Here is a 22,581-nt window from a genome sequence, read left to right as displayed (position 1 = left end):
GTCATTGCGGCCACGGACGGCGCGGGAGAGGGTGGACGCATGCCCACTCCTGCGCACCGCGTCGTCATCGCGGTCTTCCCCGACGTCGACCTCCTCGACGTCACCGGCCCGGCCGAGGTCTTCGCGCTGGCCAACCGGGTGACCGCGGGCGAGCGCTACGACGTCCGGCTCGCCGGACCGGCCGCCGGACCGGTCCGGACGTTCGCCGGGGTGCGGCTGTACGCCGACGTCGCTTTCGAGGACGTCGGCGAAGGGGTGGACACCCTCCTGGTGCCCGGCGCCGTGGACGTGGTCGACGACGGAGTCGTCGCCCGCATCGACGGCACCGTCGTGGAGTGGGTGCGGGCGACCGCCCCGCACGCCCGGCGGGTCGCCTCGGTGTGCGTGGGCGCACACGTCCTGGCGGCGGCCGGACTGCTGGACGGGAAGACGGCGACCACCCACTGGTCGACGGCCGCCCAGCTCACCGCCGATCACCCGAACGTCACGGTCGACCCGGACCCGATCTTCGTCCGTGCCGACCGGGGCCGGATCTGGACCGGGGCCGGGATCAGCGCCTGCCTGGACCTCGCCCTGGCCCTGGTGGCCGAGGACCTGGGGGAGGAGACCGCGCTGTCGGTGGCCCGGCAGCTGGTGATGTACCTCAAGCGGCAGGGCGGCCAGAGCCAGTTCTCCGTACCGCTGAGCCGGCCCGCGGCCGGCCGCCGGGACATCGACGCGCTGCGGCTGTGGATCGCCGACCACCTGGACGACGACCTGTCCGCTGCGGCGCTGGCGTCCCGGATGTGCCTCAGCGAACGGCACTTCGCCCGCGTCTTCACACAGGAGACCGGCATCAGCCCCGCCGCCTACGTCGAAGCCGCCCGTGTCGAGGCCGCACGACGGCTCCTGGAGACCACCGACCTCCCGCTGGACCAGGTCGCGGCCACCTCCGGACTCGGCTCGGCGGAGACCCTGCACCGGGCGTTCCGACGCCGGCTCGCCACGACCCCGGCGGCCTACCGCCGCCGCTTCCGCACCCAGCCGGCCTGACCCGGCCCCATCCGATCCCACCCGACCCGGCACGCCGGACCGCCATCCGTACCACCCGTGTCACCCGTATCCCCTCGGCATGCCGCGAGGCGGACCGCCTCGCCATGCCCACATCCCAGAGGAAGGCCCCACGATGACCGCCGACGCCACCACCCACAGCACCACCCACGCCACCACCCCTTCCGTCCCCCTCCGCGAGGTGATGGGCCTGGACGGCCGGCCGCCCCGACTCGGCGAGTCCGTCCTGGTCCTGATCGACTTCCAGAACACCTACCGCACCGGGGTCATGGCCCTGGAGGGCGCCGAGGAGGCCCTCGCCGCCGGCGCCCGACTGCTGGCGCGGGCCCGCGCCGCGGGCACCCCCGTCATCCACGTCATCAACGACGGCGGCGAGAACTCCCCTTACGACATCCGTGCCCACATCGGCTCCATCAGCGAGCAGGTCGCCCCGGTCGAGGGCGAACCGGTCGTGGTGAAGTTCTTCCCCAACTCCTTCCACGCCACCGACCTGGAGAAGACCCTCGCCGACCTGGGCTTCGCCCCCGGCAGTGGCAAGGACCTGGTCCTGGCCGGCTTCATGACGCACATGTGCGTCACCTTCACCGCCCAGGGCGCCTTCAACCTCGGCTACCGGCCCACCGTCGTCGCCGACGCCACCGCCACCCGTTCCCTGGCCGCCCCCGACGGCAGCGCCGTACCCGCCGCGGCGCTCCAGACCGCGGCACTGACCGCCATCACGGACGTGTTCGGCCTCGTGGTCCCCACCGCCGACAGCCTCCTCGACTGACGGAGCGTCCTGCTCACCCGCTGCCTCCGCACGGCGGCGGGTGGGCACCGCCGGAGACGGGCCACGATCGTGGTCGACTCGGCAACACACCGTCACCAAGTTGTGAAGCTTGGGCGGGACGATGGTGCTCGTCAGTCCAGCAGCGCAGGTCGCACTTCACAGCCGGGGGTACCCCACCATGAGCACCGTTCGCAGAGCCGCCGTCGCCCTCACCGCCGTTTCCGCTCTCGCCGCTCTGACCGCCTGCGGTCCCACCGGGGACGACGCGGCGGGCGGGACCGCCAGTCCGACCGCGACCCCGACGCACACCCTCACGCGGGACCCCCTGCCGACCACCCCGACCAAGCTGCCGACGCCGCCCAAGCCGTCCAAGCCGGGCATCCCGCACGCTTCCCCGACCAAGACCCCGGCCGGTGGCGGCGGTTCGTCGACCGACCCCGACTTCGACGTCTTCCCGTGCAGCACCTTCGGCGTGAAGTTCACCGCCGGCCTCGCCGAGCCCACGACCGGCAGCTACCTCCTGAAGATCACCAACAAGGGCACCAAGCCCTGCCGGGCCCTGGACCACCCGATCGTGACCTTCGGTGACCTGGACGGCCAGGCCAAGGAGCGGGGCGCAGCGCCCGACATCGAGCACGCGATCAAGCTCGCTCCGGGCGAGTCGGCGTACGCCGGGCTGATGGGCGGTCTCAAGGACGGCAAGGGCAAGACGGTCGACTCGATCGCGATGACCATGAACACCGAGTCGGACCTGGCGCAGACGCCGCTCAAGGCGTCCACTCCCGGCCTGTACGTCTCGCCCGACAAGAACTCCGTGACCGCGTGGATGACGAACGCGGAGGACGCACTCAGCCTGTGACGGCACGCCGGCCGTACGCACCGGCCGTCACACACCGGCCGTACGTACGGCCCGCAGCCACCTACTCACCCACTCACCAACTCACTCACGACCCGGGCCGGCCGATGGACAGCCAGGCGCCGAGCGCCGCGTGCAGCTCCGCTGCCGCCGCCCGGCTGAGGTGCTGGCCCGTGTGTCCGGCGTGCAGCCGGACGCTGTCACCGCTGACGGTCCAGCCCACCGCCAGGTCGCGCGGTGACGACAGCACCTGCCCGTGCACCAGCATCCGCGCCAGGGCCTGGGCGCGCGGCGGAAGCGACGGAAGCGGCGGAGGGGGTCGCAACGGGGCCCCGCCGCCACCCCGGCCACCCCGGTCCGGCACCGGACCCTGCGGCACCGAGCCCTGCGGCAGCGACCGGTTCGGCAGGCCGAGCAGCTTCCGGAAGGCCCGGATCGCCTCCTCCAGCGACTGCTCCGCACACGGCGCCTCACCCACGAAGGCCTCCGCCAGCTCCCGGTGCGGCAGCCGGGGCCGTCGCCGGTCCGGCGCGGGCACCGGCACCTCGAGCCGCTCGTCCACGTCGAGTACGGCTGTACCGGGCGGAATGAGGACCCGCGTGTAGCCGTTCTCCAGGCACTGGGCGTGGTACTTGCGCAACGACGCGATGGGCCGGGCCAGCGGATGCTCGCCCCCGGCCGGCGCCGGCGGACCGTACAGCGCGGGCGAGAGCTCAGGCTTCCCCAGCGCGGGAGCCTTCCCGTAGGGCCCGTTGGACCGGTACAGCACGCCCGTGTGGGACACCATCACGGTGATCTGCCGGGCCCGCACGTCGCAGCCCATCCGGAACCCCACCACCGTCGTCGCCACGGCCCCTCCCACCACCCGCTGCCCATCCGCGCCCACGCTAGCGGCGCCACCCACCCCACCGGGCCGATTTGCCACTACCCACCCGGACTGCGCATCCCGAGCGGCGTCAGAAGGCGATCTTGTACGTGACGTCGTGGGGCATCGGGGTCGGTACGGAGTGCGGGTAGACCAGACGGATCGTGGTGAAGCGGTGCGTGTCGGGTCGTGCGTCCCATGCCTCGGGGCGGCTGAGGGTGACCTCCACCGGGTACGAGTGGAACGTGCCGCCCGCGCAGTTGGGTTCGCAGTCGTTGACCATGTCGATGCCACGGGCCGTCGCGGTCTGCGCGCCCCAGTGGTTCCACTTCAGGTCGACGAGGCGGTTGTTCCCGTCGCCGCAGGCGAGCACGTAGTCGTCGGGGCGTACCTGTGGCTCGCCGGAGCAGTCGACGACCACCACGGGCCGCTGCGGTTGTACCGGCTGCGCCGGTCCCGTCGCAGAGGCCGGTACGGACGCGGTGGCGAAGGCCGCCGCCAGGCACAGCAGCGTCGCTGCCCCTGCCCTCTTCCAGACCGCGCCGGAGTTCCGGCGGGCGCCCGGTGTGTTCACGTGACCCACTCCTTGCCCTTCCGTTCCGATGTCCGGCCACCGCCAGCTTCCCCCATCCGGGCGCACCTCGCACCCGCTGAGGGGTTCGGTGAACCGGTCAGGAACGGAGAAGCGCCGGTCAGCGGCCCGTACCTAGCGTGGTCGCCATGGACATCACCCACACGGACAACAGCGCGGACGCGGACGCGGACGCGGGCACGGGCAGCGGCACCGGCGCCCGCGCGGAGACCGGCGCCGACGGTTCCACCGGGATCACCATCCACTGGGTCTTCCTCCCGCACGACGACCCCGACGCCGCCCTGGCCTTCTACCGGGACGGCATCGGCTTCGAGGTCCGCAAGGACGTCGGCGAGGGCGCGATGCGCTGGATCATGGTCGGCCCCGCCGACCAGCCCCACACCTCCATCGTCCTCGAACCCCCGGCCGTCGTCCCCGGCATCACCGACGACGAGCGCCGCACCATCGCCGAGATGATGGCCAAGGGCACCTACGCCCGCATCACGCTGGCCACCGCCGACCTCGAAGGCGCCTACGCCCGGCTGCGCAAGAGCGGCGCCGAGGTCGTCCAGGAGCCGGCCGAGCAGCCGTACGGAGTGCGCGACTGCGCCTTCCGAGACCCCGCGGGCAACCTGATCCGCATCCACGAGTCGAGCTGACCCGCAGCCACGCCTCCCCGGCCGCCGCGCGGTCCGAACGGGTCATACTGGCCCGGACTCGATCAAGCCTGGAACCAGGTGCGCCGCCCGGCCCGCGCGGGCGGCGCCACCCCCGGACGGAGACACGATGAGCAAGCCCACCGGCACCCCCGACGCGCAGGACCCGCGGTCCTCCGGGCGTCACACCGCCGACAGCCACGATCTGATCCGCGTGCACGGCGCACGCGAGAACAACCTCAAGGACGTCAGCATCGAGATCCCCAAGCGCCGTCTGACGGTGTTCACCGGGGTCTCCGGATCGGGCAAGAGCTCACTGGTCTTCGACACGATCGCCGCCGAGTCCCAGCGGCTGATCAACGAGACGTACAGCGCCTTCGTCCAGGGCTTCATGCCCACGCTGGCCCGCCCCGAGGTCGACGTGCTCGAAGGACTCACCACCGCGATCAGCGTCGACCAGCAGCGGATGGGCGGCGACCCCCGCTCCACGGTCGGCACCGCCACCGACGCCAACGCGATGCTGCGCATCCTCTTCAGCCGCCTCGGCACACCGCACATCGGCTCGCCCAAGGCCTTCTCCTTCAACGTCGCCTCGATCAGCGGTGCCGGTGCGGTCACCTTCGAACGCGGCGGCAGGACCACCAAGGAACGCCGCGAGTTCAGGATCACCGGAGGGATGTGTCCCCGCTGCGAAGGCCGCGGCAAGGTCACCGACCTCGACCTCACCCAGCTCTACGACGACACCAAGTCGCTCAACGAGGGAGCCCTCACCATCCCCGGCTACAAGCCGGGCGGCTGGAACCACCGCCTCTACACCGAGTCCGGCCTCTACGACCCGGACAAGCCGATCCGCCGTTACACCAAGAAGGAGCTGGAGGCGTTCCTCCACCAGGAGCCGACCCGGATGAAGATCGCGGGCATCAACATGACCTACGAGGGTCTGGTCCCGCGCATCCAGAAGTCGATGCTCTCCAAGGACAAGGAGTCGATGCAGCCGCACATCCGCGAGTTCGTGGACCGGGCGGTCACCTTCACCACCTGCCCCGGGTGCGACGGCACCCGGCTCAACGAAGGAGCCCGCTCCTCGAAGATCGACGGGATCAGCATCGCCGACGCCTGCGCGATGCAGATCAGCGACCTCGCCACCTGGGTCGGCGCCCTCGCCGAGCCCTCCGTCGCACCGCTGCTCGCCACCCTCCGGCACACCCTCGACTCGTTCGTGGAGATCGGCCTGGGCTACCTCTCGCTCGACCGGCCGGCCGGCACCCTCTCGGGCGGCGAGGCGCAGCGCGTCAAGATGATCCGCCACCTGGGTTCCTCGCTCACGGACACGACGTACGTCTTCGACGAGCCCACCACCGGCCTGCACCCCCACGACATCCAGCGGATGAACAGCCTGCTGCTGCGCCTGCGCGACAAGGGGAACACCGTGCTGGTGGTCGAGCACAAGCCGGAGGTCATCGCGATCGCCGACCACATCGTGGACCTCGGGCCCGGCGCCGGCACCGCGGGCGGCACCGTCTGCTTCGAGGGCAGCGTCGAGGGGCTGCGGACCGGCGGCACCATCACCGGCCGCCACTTCGACGACCGGGCCTCCCTCAAGCAGAGCGTCCGCAAGCCCACCGGCACGCTGGAGATCCGGGGCGCGTCCACGCACAACCTGAAGGACGTCGACGTCGACGTGCCGCTCGGCGTGCTCGCCGTCGTCACCGGCGTCGCAGGCTCCGGCAAGAGCTCGCTGATCCACGGCTCGATCCCGGCCGGCGCGGACGTGGTGTCCGTCGACCAGGCCCCGATCCGCGGCTCCCGGCGGAGCAACCCGGCCACCTACACCGGACTGCTCGACCCGATCCGCAAGGCGTTCGCCAAGGCCAACGGCGTCAAGCCGGCGCTCTTCAGCGCCAATTCCGAGGGCGCCTGTCCGAACTGCAACGGCGCCGGCGTGATCTACACCGACCTGGCCATGATGGCCGGGGTCGCCACCACCTGCGAGGAGTGCGAGGGAAAGCGCTTCGACGCCTCCGTCCTCGAATACCGTCTCGGCGGCCGCGACATCAGCGAGGTGCTGGAGATGTCCGTGACCGAGGCCGAGGAGTTCTTCGCCGACGGCGAGGCGAAGACCCCGGCGGCCCACCGCGTCCTGGAGCGCCTCGCCGCCGTCGGCCTGGGCTACCTCACCCTCGGCCAGCCGCTCACCACCCTGTCCGGCGGCGAACGGCAGCGGCTCAAGCTGGCCACCCACATGGCGGACAAGGGCGGGGTTTACGTCCTCGACGAACCGACCGCCGGCCTCCACCTCGCCGACGTCGAGCACCTGCTCGGCCTGCTCGACCGCCTCGTCGACTCCGGCAAGTCGGTCATCGTCATCGAGCACCACCAGGCCGTCATGGCCCACGCCGACTGGATCATCGACCTCGGACCCGGCGCCGGCCACGACGGCGGCCGCGTCGTCTTCGAGGGGACCCCCACCGAGCTCGTCGCCGCCCGTTCCACCCTCACCGGCGAACACCTCGCGGCCTACGTCGCCCACTGAGCGCGGGCCCGGCCCCCGAGGACGTCCCCGGGGGCCGGGCCTCCAGGCCCGGAACGCTCAGAACAGTCAGACCACTCAGAACAGTCAGACCACTCAGACCACTCAGACCACGCGGAAGTTGGCCATCATCGCCATGTCCTCGTGCTCCAGGTTGTGGCAGTGCATCATGTACCGCCCCCGGTAGCCGTCGAACCGGGCCAGCACCTCGACGACCTCGTAGGGCCGCACGTCCACCGTGTCCTTCCACCCGCCGTCCGTCGCCGCCGGACCGCCCGCACCCCGCCCCACCACGGCGAAGTGCGCCAGGTGCACGTGCACCGGATGGTGGAAGTCGCTGGAGAACCGCCACAGTTCGACCGTCCCCAGCGCCGGGTCGGCGAGCGAACCCTTCACGTCGAAGGACTTGCCGTTCACGGTCCACATCGACGCGCCGTCGCCGTTCGTCCGGCGGAAGTCGAACGTACGGGTGCGCACGGCCTGGTTCCGCCGGGGCAGGTCCGCCTCGGGGAGCTTCGGCCGCTCGGCCGAGTCGTCGCGTCCGGCGCGCACCACCCGGAAGCGCATCACGTCCCGGGTCGACTCCGTCTCGCCCAGCGTGTTGCGGACGGTGACCACCGTGCCGACCGGATAGCGGGCGAAGTCGACGACCAGGTCGAAGCGTTCGGCCGGGGCGATGGGCACCTCCTCGTGCGGGCGCGGCCCGGCGAGCAGTCCGGCGTCACTCCCGACCTGGGTGAACGGGGCGCTCCCGTCCGGCGGGGGAGGGTCGAGGCGGAGGCGGTAGCGGCGTGCGTTGGAGCCGTTGAGGAACCGGAACCGGTAGCGGGCGGCGTCCACCTCCAGCTCCGGCCACGGCGCCCCGTTGACCAGGAGCACGTCGCCCAGCACGCCCTCCATGTAGTCCTCGGTGACGCCCGGGACACCGGTGAGGGCGGGATCGGCCGCCGGGTACCGGAACTGCCCCTCCGCGTCGAAGGACCGGTCGCACAGCATCAGCGGTATGTCGCGGGCGCCCCCGGGGAGCCCCGAGGCGTCCTCGGCCGCGTCTGCGACGAGGAAGAAGCCGGCCAGTCCCCGCCACACCTGCGGACCGGTGAAGTCCATCCGGTGGTCGTGGTACCAGAGCGTCGCGGCCCGCTGGTGCTCCAGCGGGTAGGCGTACTCCCTGGTCCGTTCGTGCAGGGTCCACGCGTCGGCGGGTACGTGCGACAGGTGCCCGCCGCCACCCCCGCCGCCGTGGCCGCCGTGCCCGGCGCCGCCCGGGCGGAAGCCGCCCGCCGACACGACGAGGTCGGTCGGATAGCCGTCCGAGTCCGGAGGGGTGACCCCGCCGTGCAGATGGGTCGACGTCGGCACGGTGAGCTCGTTGGTCACCCGTACGGTCACCGCCCGCCCGGACCTGACCCGGAACGTCGGCCCGGGGAAGGTCCCGTCGTAGCCCCACACCGTCGTCCGGACGCCCGGCAGGATCTCGACCCCTGCGCTGCGCTGCACGACCTCGTAGAGGTCGGCGGCGCCCGGCCCGCCCGCGGTCACGGCCTGCGCGGTCCGCGGGACGGGCAGCGGCACGGTGAACCGGCGGGGGAGCTTCGCCCCGCCGCTGCGCAGCAGTTCCCCGCTGGTCTCCCGGCCGCAGCCGGTGGCGAGGGTTCCGGTCAGTCCGGCGAAGGCGGCACCCGCGCCCGCTCCCAGGAAGCGCCGGCGGCTCAGGGCCGACCCGGGCACCCACCCGCCCGATCCGGTCATTGCGCGGCCTCCTTGCGCGCCGCCGGGACGGACCGCAGGGGCGCGGCGCCGCCGTCCTGCGGGTCCTGCGCGGATCCGCCGGTGAGGTGCCGGCGGTAGCCGTACGCCCAGATCACCAGCGCCACCGACAACCCGAAGAGGGCCACGCCGAGGGGGATGTGCAGCGCCAGGGCGCGGCTCTCACCGGCTCCGATCTGCGCGCCGACCAGCACCAGCAGCACGGCGGGGACGGCCGGGTACCACGGCCGCCCGCCGCTCCACCGCCACTGCGCCAGGGAGGCGAGCAGCAGGAGGATGGGCACCAGGCTCAGCGACCCGCCGACGGCACTGTGCACCTTCAGCATGTCCACGTCGCCGGTCACGAAGTGCCCGGCGAGCACCGCCTGGGTGAGGACGCCCAGCAGGAAGAGGGTGGCCAGGGCGCGGACCACGACGACGGGCCAGCGCCGCAACGGCCTCCCGGGCGGCATGCCGGTGGATCCCTCCGTCTGCCGTCCGTCCGCCACGGCGCCCGCGGGCCGGGTGTTCAAGGAGCGTCTCATGGGCATGGATGGTGCTACCCGGCCCCGGAGGGCCGCGTCGGCCGGGAGCGGCAACCCGGGGCTACATCCGGGGGAGTAGCGTCATACCCGGGCGGTATCCGGCGGGTGCCGCACCCGGAGGACGCGGCAGCGGGGACCGCGCCGCCAGGGTTGTCCCATGATGCACATCCGGGGGCCGGTTCCCACGTCCGCTCCCCACTCCGCCCATCCCGCCCGCGCCGCCCATCCCGCCCGCGCCGCCCATCCCGCCCGCGCCGCCCACCCCGCCCGCGCAGCCTCCGTCCTGCCCCCCAACAGCCCGTTTCCGCCCGTCACTTGGGTGGGCGACCCGCAGCCGGGCAAGATGTCCGCGGGGCGGGGGACGCGCCCGGGGGACTCGGCGTGGGGGGTAGGACGTGTTACGTGCGGCCGACATCGGACTGGGTGCCGGGCTCGCCGCCCTGGTACTGGCCACCGGATTCCTGCGGGTGGGTCCGTCCGGGCCGTCCGGGGCCCTGGACCTGGGCGCGGTGGCCCTGGCGGCGGTGGCCGGAGCCGGGGTCGCGTCCCGGCGCAGGCTGCCCCTGGCCTGCCTGCTGCTGCTCAACCTGGTCACCTTCGCCTGGTTCCACCTCGACTACCACGGCAGGCTCATCACCGTCGCGCCGCTGATCGGCTGCTACACCCTCGCCGCGTACCGCGGCCTGATCGCCGGAGTGGCGGGCGGCCTGCTCGCCGCCGTCACCACGGTCCTGGCGGTCCGTACCGGGGTGAACGGTGAGTGGTTCGGTGACCAGGTGTTCAACGCCGTGACGCTGGAGGCCGCCGCGGTGGCCCTGGGCGGGGCCGTCCGCTACCACCAGGCGTTCGCCGCGGGTGCCCGGGAGCAGGCCGAGCGGATCGCCGAGGCCACGTCCGAGCAGGCCCGCCGGCAGGCCGCCGAGGAACGCCTGGAGATCGCCCGGGAACTGCACGACGTCTTCGGCCACACCATGGCGGCGATCAGCGTGCAGGCCGGGGTGGCCGTCCACGTGATGCACCGCAAACCGGAGCAGGCGTCCGAGGCGCTGAACACGATCAAACGGATCAGCGACGAGGGTCTGGCCGAGGTGCAGGTGCTGCTGCGCGCGATGCGGTCGCCCGACATGCGCACCGCCACCGGCGGACTGGACCGGCTCGAAAACCTCCTGGACACCGCGGGGGTCGACGTGGAACTGACGGTGCACGGTGAGGACCGGACCGTGCCGGTGGCCGTCGACGTCGCCGCCTTCCGCATCATCCAGGAGTCGCTGACCAACGTACGGCGGCACGCCCGCGCCTCGACGGTGCAGGTGGAGCTCGACTACGGGTCGCGCGAGGGCGGGACGCTGCGGATAGCGGTCCGCGACGACGGACGGCCGGTGGACGCCGCGACGGCCGTCGGGGGCCACGGCATCGAGGGCATGCGGGCCCGGGCGGCGAAGCTCGGCGGGACGCTCCGCGCCGGCCGCCGGCCCGAAGGGGGCTTCGAGGTGCACTGCACGCTGCCGACAGGGAAGGAGATCCAATGATCAAGGTGCTCATCGCCGACGACCAGGCGCTCGTACGCGGAGGCTTCCGGATGCTGATCGACAGCGAGCCGGACATGACCGTCGTCGGCGAGGCCAGCGACGGCGCCACCGCCGCCGAACTCGCCCGATCCACCCGCCCCGACGTCATCCTGATGGACGTCCAGATGCCCGGCACCGACGGGATCGAGGGCATCCGGAAGGTGGCCGCCGACCCCTCCCTGACCGGAGTCCGGGTCCTCATCCTCACCACCTTCGACGAGGACGAGTACGCCGTCGAGGGCCTCCTCGCGGGAGCGAGCGGCTTCCTGCTCAAGAACACCGACCCCGCCCAGCTCCTGCACGGCATCCGGGTGGTCGCGGGCGGCGAGGAACTGCTCTCGCCGGGCCTGACCCGCCGCCTCCTGTCCCGTACGGGCTGCCCGACGGGTGCGGTCAACCACGAGGTGTTCACCCGGCTGACCACCCGGGAGCGGGAGGTCGTCGCGCTCGCCGCGCAGGGCCTGAGCAACGAGGAGATCACCGCCCGGCTGGTCATCAGCCCGGCAACGACGAAGACCCATGTGAGCCGCGCCCTGTCCAAGCTGGGCGCCCGCGACCGGGCCCAGCTGGTGGCCATGGCCTACCGGCACGGCCTGGTCGAGCCGGGATGAGCGGACGGCGCCCGGCTCGTGCATGATCAACGGATGAACTTCCTTGACGAACGACTGGTCGGCTCCTGGTCCGGCTCCGCCGTGGGTGCGATGGAGGCGAGCGGCATAGCCTTCCTGCCGGACGGCCGGGGCTGGAGCAGGTTCGACAGCGTCAGCGGCGAACTGGCCGTCGCCCGCTTCCGCTGGCACTGCCCGACCGCCGGCCGGCTGGCCCTCCGCTACACCTGGCGGATCAGCGGTGAATGGGGCGCCGACACCGAGGGTTTCGCCGCGGTCCGCAACAGCAGCGCGTTCGAGGAAGTCCTGGAGACGGGCTACCGGATCGACCACGGCCGGCCACCGCTGTACGGCCCGCCCGGCCCCACCCTGCTGCTCGACGACCCCGTCGAGTTCGAGGACGTCTTCCACCGGTCCGGGGGCCGCGGTCCGGTCACGCCCGCGGACGACCCCTCGGCGGCACGGTTCCCCTACGAGCCGTCGCCCCGCCCGGTCCCCGGTCCCGTGCCGCGGCGGCGTACGGGGAGCTGACGGGGCCCGGGACCCTACGGAGCCACGCAGCTACGGAGTGAGGGAGCCACGGTCCGTCCGCCCCGGCACCTTCAGCACCCGCGGGCGTACTCGACCTGCTCCAGAAGGTTGCCGTCGCCGAAGTCGAGGTCCCGCGCGGCACCGCTCTCGGCGAAGCCGCACTTGACGTAGAACCGACGCGACTGCGGAGTGTCCCGCAGGGTCCACAGGTGCACTTCCGCGAATCCGGCGGCGCGCAGGCGGTGCAGCGTCTCGGTCATCAGCGCCGGAGCGATGCCGCTGCCCCAACCGTCGGGATGGTTGTAGAAGCTGAGGATCTCGGCCGACCCGGTCCGGGCCGGGGACGGCGCGTACGAGGACAGGGCGAGCGGCCGGCCGTCCAGCTCGGCGACCAGGATCTCCGCGGTCCCCCGCTCGACCCTCTCGTGCCATCGCGTAAGCCTGCTCCGCACCTCGCGCTCCGCGAACTCCGGGTCAAAGAGGGGCGCGTACACGCGTTCCCAGGCGGCGGCGTGGATCCCGCCGAGGACGTCCCCGTCGCCCGCCCCGGCCCGACGAACTGTGATCATCCGCCCACCCTATCCCCAACGCCACGTCCCGGTGCAGGACTTGGCGCGAGAGCGGGACGCCGGCGGCAGGAGGGCGGGCCGGCTGCCGCCGGCCCCGCGTCACCGCCCGAGGGCGTTCATCAGGACGATCGCCGCGAGGTTCGCGAAGATGACGGCGAAAACGCCGATGATCATGGCCCAGGCCTTGCCCGACTCGTCGAGATGCATGCGTCGCCTCCCTGCCGGTCTTCCGCCATGGTGACCCCGTTCCGTGCGGGGCACATCTCGGGCATGCCGGGCGGGCGTCCCAGCACCCGGCCGTCAAGCCCCGAAAACCAGGGGCGTGCGGGGCGCGCTCCCCGGCGGGCTCAATGGATCGCAACCGCGTCCTGCCCCGAGGAGATCCTCCATGCCCCGCACCCGTATGCCCCGCAAGCAGCGCCTCGCGATGCTCGCACTGTCGTCCGCCCTGGTCGGAAGCGGTGCGCTGCTGTCCACCGGCGCCTTCGCCGCCCCCGTCCATCCGCCGCCCCGGGACGTCGCCGCGGTCGCACCCGGCCACGGGGCGTACGCACGGGGTGACCAGGGCGGCAAGGGCACGGGGAGGGAGGTGGAGAACGAGCGCGTGAACGAGCCCGGCGAGGTGCGGAACACGGCCGGCTGCGTCCTCCACGACGGCAGCCTCCTCTGCGGGTACGGGTCCGCCGGTCCGGAATCGGCGAAACCCGGACCGACCCCGGAGCCCCCGAAGCCGGACACCGCACCGGACCCGAAGGCGCGGCCTGCGAAGCCCGACACGCCGCCGGAACCGAAGCCCGAGCCGCAGCCGAAGCCCGAGCCGCCCAAGCCCCAGCCGCCGAAGCCCGAGCCGCCGAAGCCCGAGCCCCCGAAGCCCGAGCAGCCGCCGAAGCCCGGGCCCCGGAACTCCGAGCCGCCGAAGGCCGAGATCGTGACCCATGTGATGACCCTGGAGTACCACCTCCCGGACCTGGACCTCGTGGGGTTCTCCACGGGCTGATCCCGATCCCGTGGGGGACCCCGCCCCGCCCGACGGGTCCATCCGGGGGCATCGTGCGGCACCACCCCCGTGCGTCGCCCGCCGTGGACCTCGTGCGGAGGTCCCGGAGGGGGAGACTGCTCCGGGAGCGAGAGAGGCGAGGTGACCGGCGTGGCGGAGGGTCCGGAGGGTGGCTACCGGCAAGAGCTCAAGCGGACCCTGGGCCCGTTCCAGGTGTTCGCCATCTCCTTCGCGTTCATCTCGGTCGCGGTCGGGATCTTCGCGACCTACGACGACGTGCTGGTGTCCGCGGGCCCGGTCGGGATCTGGCTGTGGATCATCGCCGCGGTCGGACAGACCCTGGTGGCCCTGGTGGTCGCCCAGTTCGCCGCCCGGATCTCCCTCAGCGGCTCCTCCTACCAGTGGGCCTCCCGGCTCGGCAGCCCCAGGGTCGGCTGGTGGTTCGGCTGGCTCACCTTCTGCTACCTGGCCATTGCCGTGGTGGCCGTCGCCAACGCCCTGGCCGGCCAGGCGTTCATGCCGCTCGTCGGGATCCCGGCGGACGAGGACACGGCCCGGGTGATCACCCTGGTGGTCCTGCTGGTCCAGGCCGTCGTCGCCATCGCCTCGACCCGGCTGGTGAGCTGGATCAACTCGGCCGCGGTCGGGCTCGAACTCGCCCTCGTCGTCGTGGTGGCCATCGCGCTCGTCATCGCCGTCGCGGTCACCGACGCCGGCTCCGTCGGCAATCTCACCTCCCGCGGGATCACCGAGGGAGCCCCCGACTACTTCGGTATCGGCGGCGGCTTGATGATCGCCATGATCATGGGTCTGGCCACCCTCGTAGGCTTCGACTCGGCCGCCAACCTCGCCGAGGAGGCCAAGGACCCCTACCGCAGCGTGCCCCGCGCCATCGTCGGATCCGTCATCGCCGCCGGCATCCTCGGCATGCTCTTCCTGATCACCCTCACCGTCGCCATCGAGGACATCCCGCGGATCAGCAGGGAGGCATCGCCGGTGGCCGCGATCATGCACGAACGCCTCGGCGCCGTCGCCGAACGGGTGCTGCTGACCGGTATCACCTTCGCGTTCTTCGGCGCCGGGATCGTCGTCATGGTCTCCTGCTCCCGCCTCGTCTACGCCATGTCGCGCGACTCCCGCTTCCCCGCCCACCGGGTGATGCGCCGGGTCAGCCCGCGGACGCGGACACCGGTGCCGGCGACCCTCCTGATCCTCGCCCTCGGCCTGGTGCTGATGCTCGCCCTGCCGGGCGCCGCCCTGCTGGAGCTGATCACCGCGTCCACCATCCTCCCGGCCCTGATCTACGGCGCGACCATCGTGCTCTACCTGGCCGTGCGCAAGCGCCTCGACCGCCGCAAGGGCGCCTTCGACCTCGGACGCCACGAGATGCCGGTCGCCGTGTGCGCCCTGGCCTGGACCCTCCTCGCCCTGTTCGTGCTCGTCTCACCGGTCGAGGCGCGCACGTCCGTCGTCATCGTGGCCGGGCTGATCGTCCTCGGCGGGGTCTTCTTCCTCGGCATGCTCGTCTTCGACCGCCGGGCGCTGGACACCGAACCCGGCGACGAGAACACCCTCGCCCGCTGACCCCGGCGGCGTCTGCCACGGTCGCCGGAGCCGCCGGCGGGGCACTGCTCCCGCGGCGCCGGAGTCGAACCGGGCGCCGGATTGCCGTACGCCGGGCTGCAGGTCGTGCTGCGGGAGGTGCTCGGACCGATCGACCGGCTGCCCGCCGCACAGGCCCGGGCCCTGCGCACCGCGGCGGATCCCGCCCCGTACCCGGCGGGCGGCGGCAGCGCCTCCGCGGGCAGCGGCCCGTACGGCGACCGGTTCCCGGTCGGGGCGGCCGTCATCGGCCTGCTCGGCGAACCCGGCGGCGACCACCGCCCCGTCCTCGTGCCGGCCGACGACCACGATGGTCGAACGCATCCACGGCGCCCGGTGGAACCGGGTGGTCACCGCCGACGGCAACGAGGTCCTCCGCCGCACGGCGGCCCGCTGCCCGAGCTCCGCCAGGGACACCGGCCGAGGCGTCGTGGACCGGGGAGCCGCAGCCGAACGCCGACCCGGGCGCCACGACCCGGGGCGGGGCACGGGCCGGGGCACGGGCGAAGGGCTCACGCGGGTACGAAGGCCACCCGGAAGGTCAACGGCCAGTTCTTGCCGGTGACGAGGAACTCGCCGGTGCCGGGCACCTCGGCGATGCCGTTGAGGACACCGGCCTCTTCGGCCCGGGCCACGGCGGCGGCGATCAGCTCGGAGGCGTCGATCGTCGCGGTGACCTCGCCCGTCGCCGGGTCGATGCGGACGATCCGGTCGGTGAGGTAGACGTTGGCGTAGACCGAGCCGTCCGCGGCGCACTCCAGCTCGTTGAGCCGGGCCAGCGGGCGGCCGTCCTCGGTCACCGTCACCGAGCCCTCCGGGGCGAACGTCTCCGGATCGCGGAAGACGAGGGTGGCCGACCCGTCGCTCATCACCAGCCGGCCGGGCCGGGCGCACAGGCCCCAGCCCTCTCCCCGGTACGCGACCCGCCGCCGCTCGGCGAGCGTGGTCGCGTCCCGCTCGAAGGCCACGCCGTCGCGCCAGGTCAGTTGCCACAGCCGGTCGCCCGTGACGGTGATGCCCTCGCCGAAGAACGCCCGGTCCAGCGCGACCCTGCGGGTCGGCTCCCGCCCCGGGGGACCCGCCGTGACCGCGGACCGGCCCGTGAGGCCGGTCCCCTCGTACAGCAGGCCGTCGTGCATCTCCAGGCCCTGGGTGAAGGCGGTGCGGTCGTGCGGCAGGGTGCCGAGCACCCGCGCCTTCCATGCCTGCGGGTGCCGGGCCGCGGCGCTCACCGCCGGGACGGGCGTGCGCGGCGGATCCTCCCCGGGCCCGGTCAGCCCCGGGAGGAGCCCGAGCAGGACCACGGGGGCCGCGGCGCCGGCGATCAGCGGCCCGCAGCGCGACAGAACACCCACCACGGAGCCGCCTCACCGCCGTGCGAACGATTGCCTCCCGGATGATCCCCGAGAACCGGGCGGCTCCGCGGACGCCGCCCCGCAACTCACCCGGCCGGACGCACCCGCCGCCGGCCCGTCAGGGCCGCTGCCACGCGACCCGGCTGCCGCACGGGCCGCTCCGGCACGCGTCTGCTGCCGCGCGCGTCTGCTCCCGCACGCGCCTGCTCCTGAACGGGCCTGCTCTCCCCGGCCCCGGTCCGGCGTCAGCCCTGGTCCCGGACACCCCACGGCGAGCCGTACGCGGTGAGCAGGTCCAGGAACGGGCGCGGCGGAAGGGCCTCCGGCCCGAGCACGCCGGCCTCCGCCCACACCCCGCCGGCCATCAGCTCCAGCGCCACGACCGGGTTCACCGCCGTCTGCCACACCACGGCCTGGGAGCCGTACTCGCGCATCGACCACTGGTTGTCCACCACGTGGTACAGGTACACCTCGCGCGGCTCGCCGTCCTTGGTGCCCTTCACCCAGGTGCCCGCACAGGTCTTGCCGGTCATCCGCTCGCCCAGAGTGGCCGGGTCGGGCAGGCACGCGGCGACCACGTCGCGCGGGGAGACCCGCACCGGGGCGCCGTCCGCGCCGCGGACCGTGACCGGCTCGGTCGAGTCCAGGCCCAGCGCGTGCAGGGTCTTCAGCTTGCCGATGAAGTCGTCGCCCAGCCCGTACTTGAAGGTGACCCGCCGGGCGTCGACCCAGCGCGGGACCAGCAGCACCTCCTCGTGCTCGACGTTCACGCACTCGACCGGGCCGATGCCCTCCGGGAAGTCGAACACCTCCGGCTCGCTGAACGGCTCGGTGGTGAACCATCCGCGGTCCCGCTCGTACACCACCGGCGGGTTCAGGCACTCCTCGATCGTCGTCCAGATGTTGAACGACGGCGCGAAGTCGTGGCCCTCGACGGTCAGGTTCGCCCCGTCACGGATGCCGATCTCCTCGATCTCGTCGAACAGTTCGTCCGCCGCGTACCGGGCGAACACGTCCGACAGACCGGGCTCCACGCCCATGCCGACCAGGGCCAGCCGGCCCGACTTCTCCCACGCCTCGGCCCGCGCGAACTGCTCGTCACCGAGCTTGACCCCGCACTCGTCGTACGGCCGGCCAGGGTGCGGCCGGGACAGCGACATCGCCATGTCCATGTAGTGGCTGTCCGCCGCGAGGGCGGCCTCGAACAGCGGCATCACGAACCGCGGATCGGTGGCGTTCAGCAGGACGTCGCAACGCTCCTCGCGGAGCAGCGAGGTCACGGCCGCCTCGTCGGAGGCGTCGATCCAGCGCGCGCTGAACCGGCCTGCGGCGTCGCCGATCGCGGCCACGGCCGCCTCCGCCCGGGCCAGGTCGTAGTCGGCGACGACGAAGTGGTCGAAGAAGTCCCGGCGGGCCGCGATCCGGGTGATCGCGGTACCGACGCCACCGGCGCCCACAAGCAGAACACGCATGACGAAACCCTCTCTCGGTGAGGTCCACGGAGGTCCGCGCCTCATGGGAAGCGATGAAAACCGGCCGCCCGAGATAAGGTCAATGGTGTTGGCATAAGGTAGCGCGCATGCCGCGCACACGACTCGGCACGCCCGGCCCGGTGCCGAGCCGGCGCAGGACGTCACGAGACGCAGGGAGGCCCGCGATGGCCAAGAAGGTGGTCCCCGAGGAGGCGCGCAGGCGGCGGCGCCCCACCCGGCAGGGCGTCGTCCTGTCCGAACGGCTGATCGTCGAGACCGCCCTGCGGATGCTGCGCGAACACGGCAGCGCCGGACTGTCCGCCCGCCGCCTCGGTGCCGCGCTCGGCGCGGACCCGAGCACCCTCTACCGGTACTTCGACGGCATGGACGGCCTCACCCTGGCCATCGGCGAAGAGCTGATCGGCCGGGCTCTGGACGGGTGGGCGCCCACCGGGGACTGGCGTCGTGACCTGCGCGAACTCGGCCTGCGCATCCACGGCGCCTACCTCGCCCACCCGCAGGCCGCCGTCCTGACCGCCAGCCGCGTGACCGGCCGGCCCCGCGAGATCGCCGCCGACGAGGCGGTCCTGGGCATCCTGCGCACGGCCGGCTTCCCCGACCCGGAGGCGGTGCTGATCTACCACGCCTTCATCGACCAGAGCCTGGCCTTCGCGGCCCTCGACGCCGGTGCCCTCGCCCTGGCCGAGTCCTCCCGCACCTCCGACGAGCAGCAGTGGGAGTCCACCTACGCCCGGCTGCCGGCCGAGGAGTACCCGCACATCGCCGCCACCGCGAAGCTGCTCGCGGCCCGGATGAACCACAGCGCCTACCCGGTCGCCCTGGACATGCTGCTCTCCAGCGCGGAGGGCCGTCTCCAGGGTCTGCGGGAGCGCTGATCCCGCCCTTACGCCAACACCATTGACCCCTGTGCGGCCGCGCGGGTTTCCTCTTCCCCATTCACGCCCTGTTCACCTGGCGCCGCCGCGGCGCCGTGTGCACACCGCAGTCCGCACACCGCGCTCAGCGCAGCGCACTCAGCACAGCGAGGGACGATGGCCGTAGACATCCCGCGGGAGACAGCCGCCCCAGCCACCACCGCCCCAGCCGCCGCCACTGCCGGAGCCGCCACGGACACCGGCACCGGCACCGGCACGGCCACGGACACAGGCACCGGCACCGGCACGCTCAAGCGGGACGCCATCGGCTTCCTCGACGCCCTGGCCATCGGCCTGAACGCCACCTCGCCGGCCTACTCGCTCGCCGCCGTCATCGGCCCGGTCGTCGCCCTGGTGGGCGTGCACGCCCCCGGCGTGATGCTGGCCTCCTTCGTCCCGATGCTGCTGATCGCCTCCGCCTTCCACTTCCTCAACCGGGCGGATCCGGACTGCGGAACCACCTTCTCCTGGGTCACCAGGGCGATGGGCCCCACCACCGGCTGGCTGGGCGGCTGGGCCATCGCGATGACCGGGGTGCTGGTCGTCGGCTCCCTCGCCGACGTGGCCGTCGGCTTCGGCCTGCTCGCCGTGGGCGCCGACGGTCTCGCCGCGAACACCCTGGTCCGCGAGGTCCTCACGGTCCTGCTGATCCTCCTGATGTCCTGGCTCTGCGTACGCGGCACGGAGGTGTCGGCCCGCTTCCAGAACGTCCTGGTGCTCCTCCAGGTCGTCTGCCTCGTGGTGTTCGCGGCCGTCGCCGTCCACCGCGTGTACGCCGGCACAGGCACCCCGGGTTCGGTCCGTCCGTCCGCCGAATGGCTCAACCCCTTCGGGGCCGGCGGCACCGCCCTCACCGGCGGGCTGCTGCTGGGCGTGTTCGCGTACTGGGGCTGGGAGTCGGCGGTCAACCTGACCGAGGAGACCAGGGACTCGGCCGACGCGCCGGGGAAGGCGGGCCTCTGGTCGACCGTCGTCCTGCTGGTCACCTACGTGTCCGTGGCGCTCGCCGTCGTCGCCTTCGCCGGCACCGGCTACCTCGCCGGCCGGGCCGACGCGGAGGAGGACGTCTTCGCCGCGCTCGCCGGCGACGTGCTCGGCGGCTGGGACTGGGTCCTGCTCCTCGCCGTCAGCACCTCGGCCCTCGCCTCGACGCAGACCACCATCATCCCGGCCTCCCGTACCGCCCTGTCGATGGCCCGCCGCCGGGCCCTGCCCGCCCGGTTCGGCCGGATCGATCCCGAACGGGGCACACCCGGCACCAGCACCTGGTGGGTGGCCGGCACCGCGATCGTCTGGTACGTCGTCATCCACCGGATCAGCGAGAACGCCCTGGCCGACTCCCTCACCGCCCTGTCGCTGCTGATCGCCTTCTACTACGCCCTCACCGGAATCGCCTGCGCCGTCTGGTACCGGCACCGGCTCACCCGCGACCTGCGCTCCTTCCTCCTGCTCGGCGCGGGACCGCTGCTCGGCGCGGCGATGCTGGTCTGGCTGCTGTTCGAATCCGTCACCGACATGGCCGACCCGGCCAACTCCGCCGGCGGCACGGCCTGGTTCGGGCTGGGCGCGCCCCTCGTCATCGCGCTCCTGCTGGCCGCCGCCGGAGTGGTGCTGATGCTGCTGCGGCGTGCCGCGTCCGGCGCCTTCTGGCGCGAACGCCGAGGCACGCACGAGGCTCCGCGCCCGCACCGGGACACGGAAACCGCCACCACCGGCTGACGGGTCCCTGAGGCACCACGGAGGAGGGCCTTCCATACCATGCAGGCCCTCCCTCGGTCCGGTGGAAACGGAAATCCGTTCTCGTTGTCCGGAAATTGACCTTGCGTCAGTGCCGTGTGCGAGAGATACACCCCACATGACCGATTTCTCGCACCCGAGCCGAAGAGGCCTCCTGGCGGGCCTCGCCGTCGCCCCCCTCGCCGTCGCCGCGCCCTCCGCCGGTGCCCGCCGCCCCGAGCCGTCCGCGCTGTCCGCCCCGTCCCCGGCCCGGCCCCCGGACGGGGCGGACGGCAACGGCGTGCTCCTGCGCGGCGCGGACCTGATCCTCACCATGGACCCCGCCGTGGGGGAGGGCCCGCTCGGCACCCTGGCCGACGCGGACGTGCTGTTGCGGCAGGGGGCGATCGCCGCCGTGGGCCGCCGGCTCTCCGCGCCGTACGGCACCCGGGTCCTGGACATGAGCGGCCGGATCGTGATGCCCGGCTTCGTGGACGTCCACAATCACCTGTGGCAGTCCAGCATGCGCGGCGGATGCTCCTCGCAGGACCTGTACGGGTGGCTGGGCGCGTGCAACCGGCCCACCCTCGCCCACATCGGCGCCGAGGACATGTACGACTTCGTCCGCCTCTCCGCCCTCGACGTCCTCGGGGCCGGCGTCACCACCGTCGTGGACTGGGTGCACCCCATCCCCTTCGACACCACCGAGCGGTACGTCCGCGCCCTCGCCGACACCGGCCTGCGGTTCGTGTACGCGATGGCGCAGGACGTCCGGCAGGCGGACCTGGTGCCTCGGGCGAAGAGGGAGCTCCTGGACCCGCTGCCGCTCGCCTCGGCCCAGGTCGCCGTCCACGCCCAGCAGTCCGTCCTGGACCCCCTGCGGCGCTTCCACGAGATCGCCCGCGACATGGGGGTCATGTTCAACTCACACGTGCTGGAGCACCCCGGGGACCGGGCCGACGACCCCATCGGCGCCCTCCGCACCATCGGCGCCCTCGGACCGGACCTGCTGCTGAACCACGCGATCCACCTCACGGACGAGGAGATCGACCGGCTCGCCGACCACGACGTACGCGTGGCCCACTGCCCCCTGAGCAACATGCGGCTCGCCTCCGGCATCATGCGCCTGCCCGAGCTGCACGCGCGCGGGGTCAAGGCGGGACTCGGCCAGGACGGCGGCTCGAACGACACCTCCGACATGTTCGCGCTGATGAAGGCCGCCGTGGGCCTGCAACGGGCACTGCACCGCGACGCCGCGATCCACCCGGGCATCCCCGAGGTGCTGCGCATGGCCACCCTCGGCGGCGCCGAATGTATCGGGCTCGCCGACCGGGTGGGATCCCTGACCCCCGGAAAGCGAGCCGACGTGATCGTCATCGACCCGGCCGCACTGAACTTCGCCCCCCGGACCGACTGGACCGGCCAGATCGTCCTGAACGGCTACCCCTCCAACATCAGCCACGTCTTCGTCGACGGCCGGCTCCGCAAGGACCGGGGCGCACTGGTGGACGTCGACGTACCGTCCGTCGTACGCCGCGCCGAACGCGCCGCGTCCCGACTCCGCGCGGCGGCCTGACCCCGCCGATTCCTCAAGGCGCGCGGCCTGCTGCCGACCGGTTCGCCCGGCGGAGGGGTTCACA

General features: G+C 72.9%; 20 protein-coding genes. 13 read left to right on the top strand and 7 right to left on the bottom strand.

Translation table 11 applies throughout. The features are described from left to right. The first annotated feature begins 39 nt into the window (after window positions 1–39). From AB0O36_RS06360 to AB0O36_RS06350, 3 genes are all read left to right on the top strand, one after another. Window positions 40–1,032 (top strand): GlxA family transcriptional regulator, encoded by a 993-nt coding sequence (locus AB0O36_RS06360; protein WP_365104872.1) that lies wholly within the window; start codon window positions 40–42, stop codon window positions 1,030–1,032. Between the two features lie 133 nt (window positions 1,033–1,165). After that, the gene (locus AB0O36_RS06355; RefSeq protein WP_365104870.1) at window positions 1,166–1,819 is read left to right on the top strand and encodes an isochorismatase family protein; all 654 of its coding nucleotides are present in this window, start codon (window positions 1,166–1,168) and stop codon (window positions 1,817–1,819) included. A gap of 178 nt (window positions 1,820–1,997) precedes the next feature. Next, window positions 1,998–2,678, top strand: a complete 681-nt coding sequence (locus AB0O36_RS06350) for a DUF4232 domain-containing protein (RefSeq protein WP_365104867.1) — start codon at window positions 1,998–2,000, stop codon at window positions 2,676–2,678. An 85-nt stretch (window positions 2,679–2,763) separates the two neighbouring features. Here AB0O36_RS06350 and AB0O36_RS06345 read toward each other — a convergent pair whose 3' ends face one another. Then, window positions 2,764–3,525, bottom strand: a complete 762-nt coding sequence (locus tag AB0O36_RS06345) for a hypothetical protein (protein ID WP_365104864.1) — start codon at window positions 3,523–3,525, stop codon at window positions 2,764–2,766. A 106-nt stretch (window positions 3,526–3,631) separates the two neighbouring features. Next, window positions 3,632–4,114 (bottom strand): hypothetical protein, encoded by a 483-nt coding sequence (locus AB0O36_RS06340; protein ID WP_365104861.1) that lies wholly within the window; start codon window positions 4,112–4,114, stop codon window positions 3,632–3,634. A gap of 146 nt (window positions 4,115–4,260) precedes the next feature. Between AB0O36_RS06340 and AB0O36_RS06335 the strand changes: the two genes are divergently transcribed. Further along, window positions 4,261–4,770: a VOC family protein gene (locus AB0O36_RS06335; RefSeq protein ID WP_365104859.1), complete on the top strand. Its 510-nt coding sequence runs from the start codon at window positions 4,261–4,263 to the stop codon at window positions 4,768–4,770. Between the two features lie 127 nt (window positions 4,771–4,897). Beyond that, the gene (locus AB0O36_RS06330; RefSeq protein WP_365104856.1) at window positions 4,898–7,300 is read left to right on the top strand and encodes an excinuclease ABC subunit UvrA; all 2,403 of its coding nucleotides are present in this window, start codon (window positions 4,898–4,900) and stop codon (window positions 7,298–7,300) included. Window positions 7,301–7,402: 102 nt separating this feature from the next. On the opposite strand, the gene AB0O36_RS06325 is transcribed toward AB0O36_RS06330, so the two are convergent. Both AB0O36_RS06325 and AB0O36_RS06320 read right to left on the bottom strand, forming a co-directional pair. Beyond that, a complete protein-coding gene (locus tag AB0O36_RS06325) occupies window positions 7,403–9,046 on the bottom strand; it encodes a multicopper oxidase family protein (protein WP_365104853.1) in 1,644 nt (547 codons plus the stop codon). Further along, window positions 9,043–9,588, bottom strand: a complete 546-nt coding sequence (locus tag AB0O36_RS06320) for a hypothetical protein (protein ID WP_365104851.1) — start codon at window positions 9,586–9,588, stop codon at window positions 9,043–9,045. The genes AB0O36_RS06325 and AB0O36_RS06320 overlap by 4 nt, the downstream gene beginning before the upstream one ends. 395 nt (window positions 9,589–9,983) lie before the next feature. Between AB0O36_RS06320 and AB0O36_RS06315 the strand changes: the two genes are divergently transcribed. From AB0O36_RS06315 to AB0O36_RS06305, 3 genes are read left to right on the top strand one after another with little or no spacing between them, the layout of a single operon-like run. Further along, on the top strand, window positions 9,984–11,117 hold the full coding sequence (locus tag AB0O36_RS06315; protein WP_365104848.1) for a sensor histidine kinase: 1,134 nt from the start codon (window positions 9,984–9,986) through the stop codon (window positions 11,115–11,117). Continuing rightward, entirely contained in the window at window positions 11,114–11,767 is a 654-nt protein-coding gene (locus tag AB0O36_RS06310) for a response regulator transcription factor (RefSeq protein WP_365104845.1), read from the top strand. Before AB0O36_RS06315 ends, AB0O36_RS06310 begins: the two co-directional genes overlap by 4 nt. A 33-nt stretch (window positions 11,768–11,800) precedes the next feature. Then, window positions 11,801–12,295 (top strand): hypothetical protein, encoded by a 495-nt coding sequence (locus AB0O36_RS06305; RefSeq protein ID WP_365104843.1) that lies wholly within the window; start codon window positions 11,801–11,803, stop codon window positions 12,293–12,295. A gap of 71 nt (window positions 12,296–12,366) precedes the next feature. Here the strand turns inward: AB0O36_RS06305 and AB0O36_RS06300 are convergent, their stop codons facing one another. Further along, complete coding sequence (locus AB0O36_RS06300; protein WP_365104841.1) at window positions 12,367–12,864, bottom strand: GNAT family N-acetyltransferase; 498 nt, start codon at window positions 12,862–12,864, stop codon at window positions 12,367–12,369. Window positions 12,865–13,252: 388 nt separating this feature from the next. Between AB0O36_RS06300 and AB0O36_RS06295 the strand changes: the two genes are divergently transcribed. Both AB0O36_RS06295 and AB0O36_RS06290 read left to right on the top strand, forming a co-directional pair. Beyond that, complete coding sequence (locus tag AB0O36_RS06295; protein WP_365104839.1) at window positions 13,253–13,861, top strand: hypothetical protein; 609 nt, start codon at window positions 13,253–13,255, stop codon at window positions 13,859–13,861. 150 nt (window positions 13,862–14,011) lie between these two features. After that, window positions 14,012–15,445, top strand: a complete 1,434-nt coding sequence (locus tag AB0O36_RS06290) for an amino acid permease (protein WP_365104836.1) — start codon at window positions 14,012–14,014, stop codon at window positions 15,443–15,445. A gap of 530 nt (window positions 15,446–15,975) precedes the next feature. On the opposite strand, the gene AB0O36_RS06285 is transcribed toward AB0O36_RS06290, so the two are convergent. Both AB0O36_RS06285 and AB0O36_RS06280 read right to left on the bottom strand, forming a co-directional pair. Further along, window positions 15,976–16,821 carry a glutaminyl-peptide cyclotransferase gene (locus AB0O36_RS06285; protein WP_365104833.1) on the bottom strand — a complete coding sequence of 282 codons (846 nt, stop codon included), beginning with the start codon at window positions 16,819–16,821 and terminating at the stop codon, window positions 15,976–15,978. Window positions 16,822–17,063: 242 nt separating this feature from the next. After that, window positions 17,064–18,290: a saccharopine dehydrogenase C-terminal domain-containing protein gene (locus tag AB0O36_RS06280; protein WP_365104831.1), complete on the bottom strand. Its 1,227-nt coding sequence runs from the start codon at window positions 18,288–18,290 to the stop codon at window positions 17,064–17,066. Between the two features lie 185 nt (window positions 18,291–18,475). Here AB0O36_RS06280 and AB0O36_RS06275 point away from each other — a divergent pair, with 185 nt between their 5' ends. The 3 genes from AB0O36_RS06275 to AB0O36_RS06265 all read left to right on the top strand — a co-directional run bounded on the left by AB0O36_RS06275 (window position 18,476) and on the right by AB0O36_RS06265 (window position 22,517). Further along, window positions 18,476–19,186 carry a TetR/AcrR family transcriptional regulator gene (locus AB0O36_RS06275; protein WP_365104828.1) on the top strand — a complete coding sequence of 237 codons (711 nt, stop codon included), beginning with the start codon at window positions 18,476–18,478 and terminating at the stop codon, window positions 19,184–19,186. Window positions 19,187–19,342: 156 nt separating this feature from the next. Next, window positions 19,343–20,944: an APC family permease gene (locus tag AB0O36_RS06270; RefSeq protein ID WP_365104826.1), complete on the top strand. Its 1,602-nt coding sequence runs from the start codon at window positions 19,343–19,345 to the stop codon at window positions 20,942–20,944. A gap of 136 nt (window positions 20,945–21,080) precedes the next feature. Beyond that, window positions 21,081–22,517 (top strand): amidohydrolase family protein, encoded by a 1,437-nt coding sequence (locus AB0O36_RS06265; protein WP_365104824.1) that lies wholly within the window; start codon window positions 21,081–21,083, stop codon window positions 22,515–22,517. Window positions 22,518–22,581: the final 64 nt, after the last annotated feature.

Origin of the sequence: Streptomyces sp. NPDC089799 (assembly GCF_040684755.1) — a bacterium.
Lineage (GTDB): Bacteria > Actinomycetota > Actinomycetes > Streptomycetales > Streptomycetaceae > Streptomyces.
Note: the sequence above shows the minus strand (reverse complement) of the source record. Positions and strands in the feature narration are given on the sequence as shown.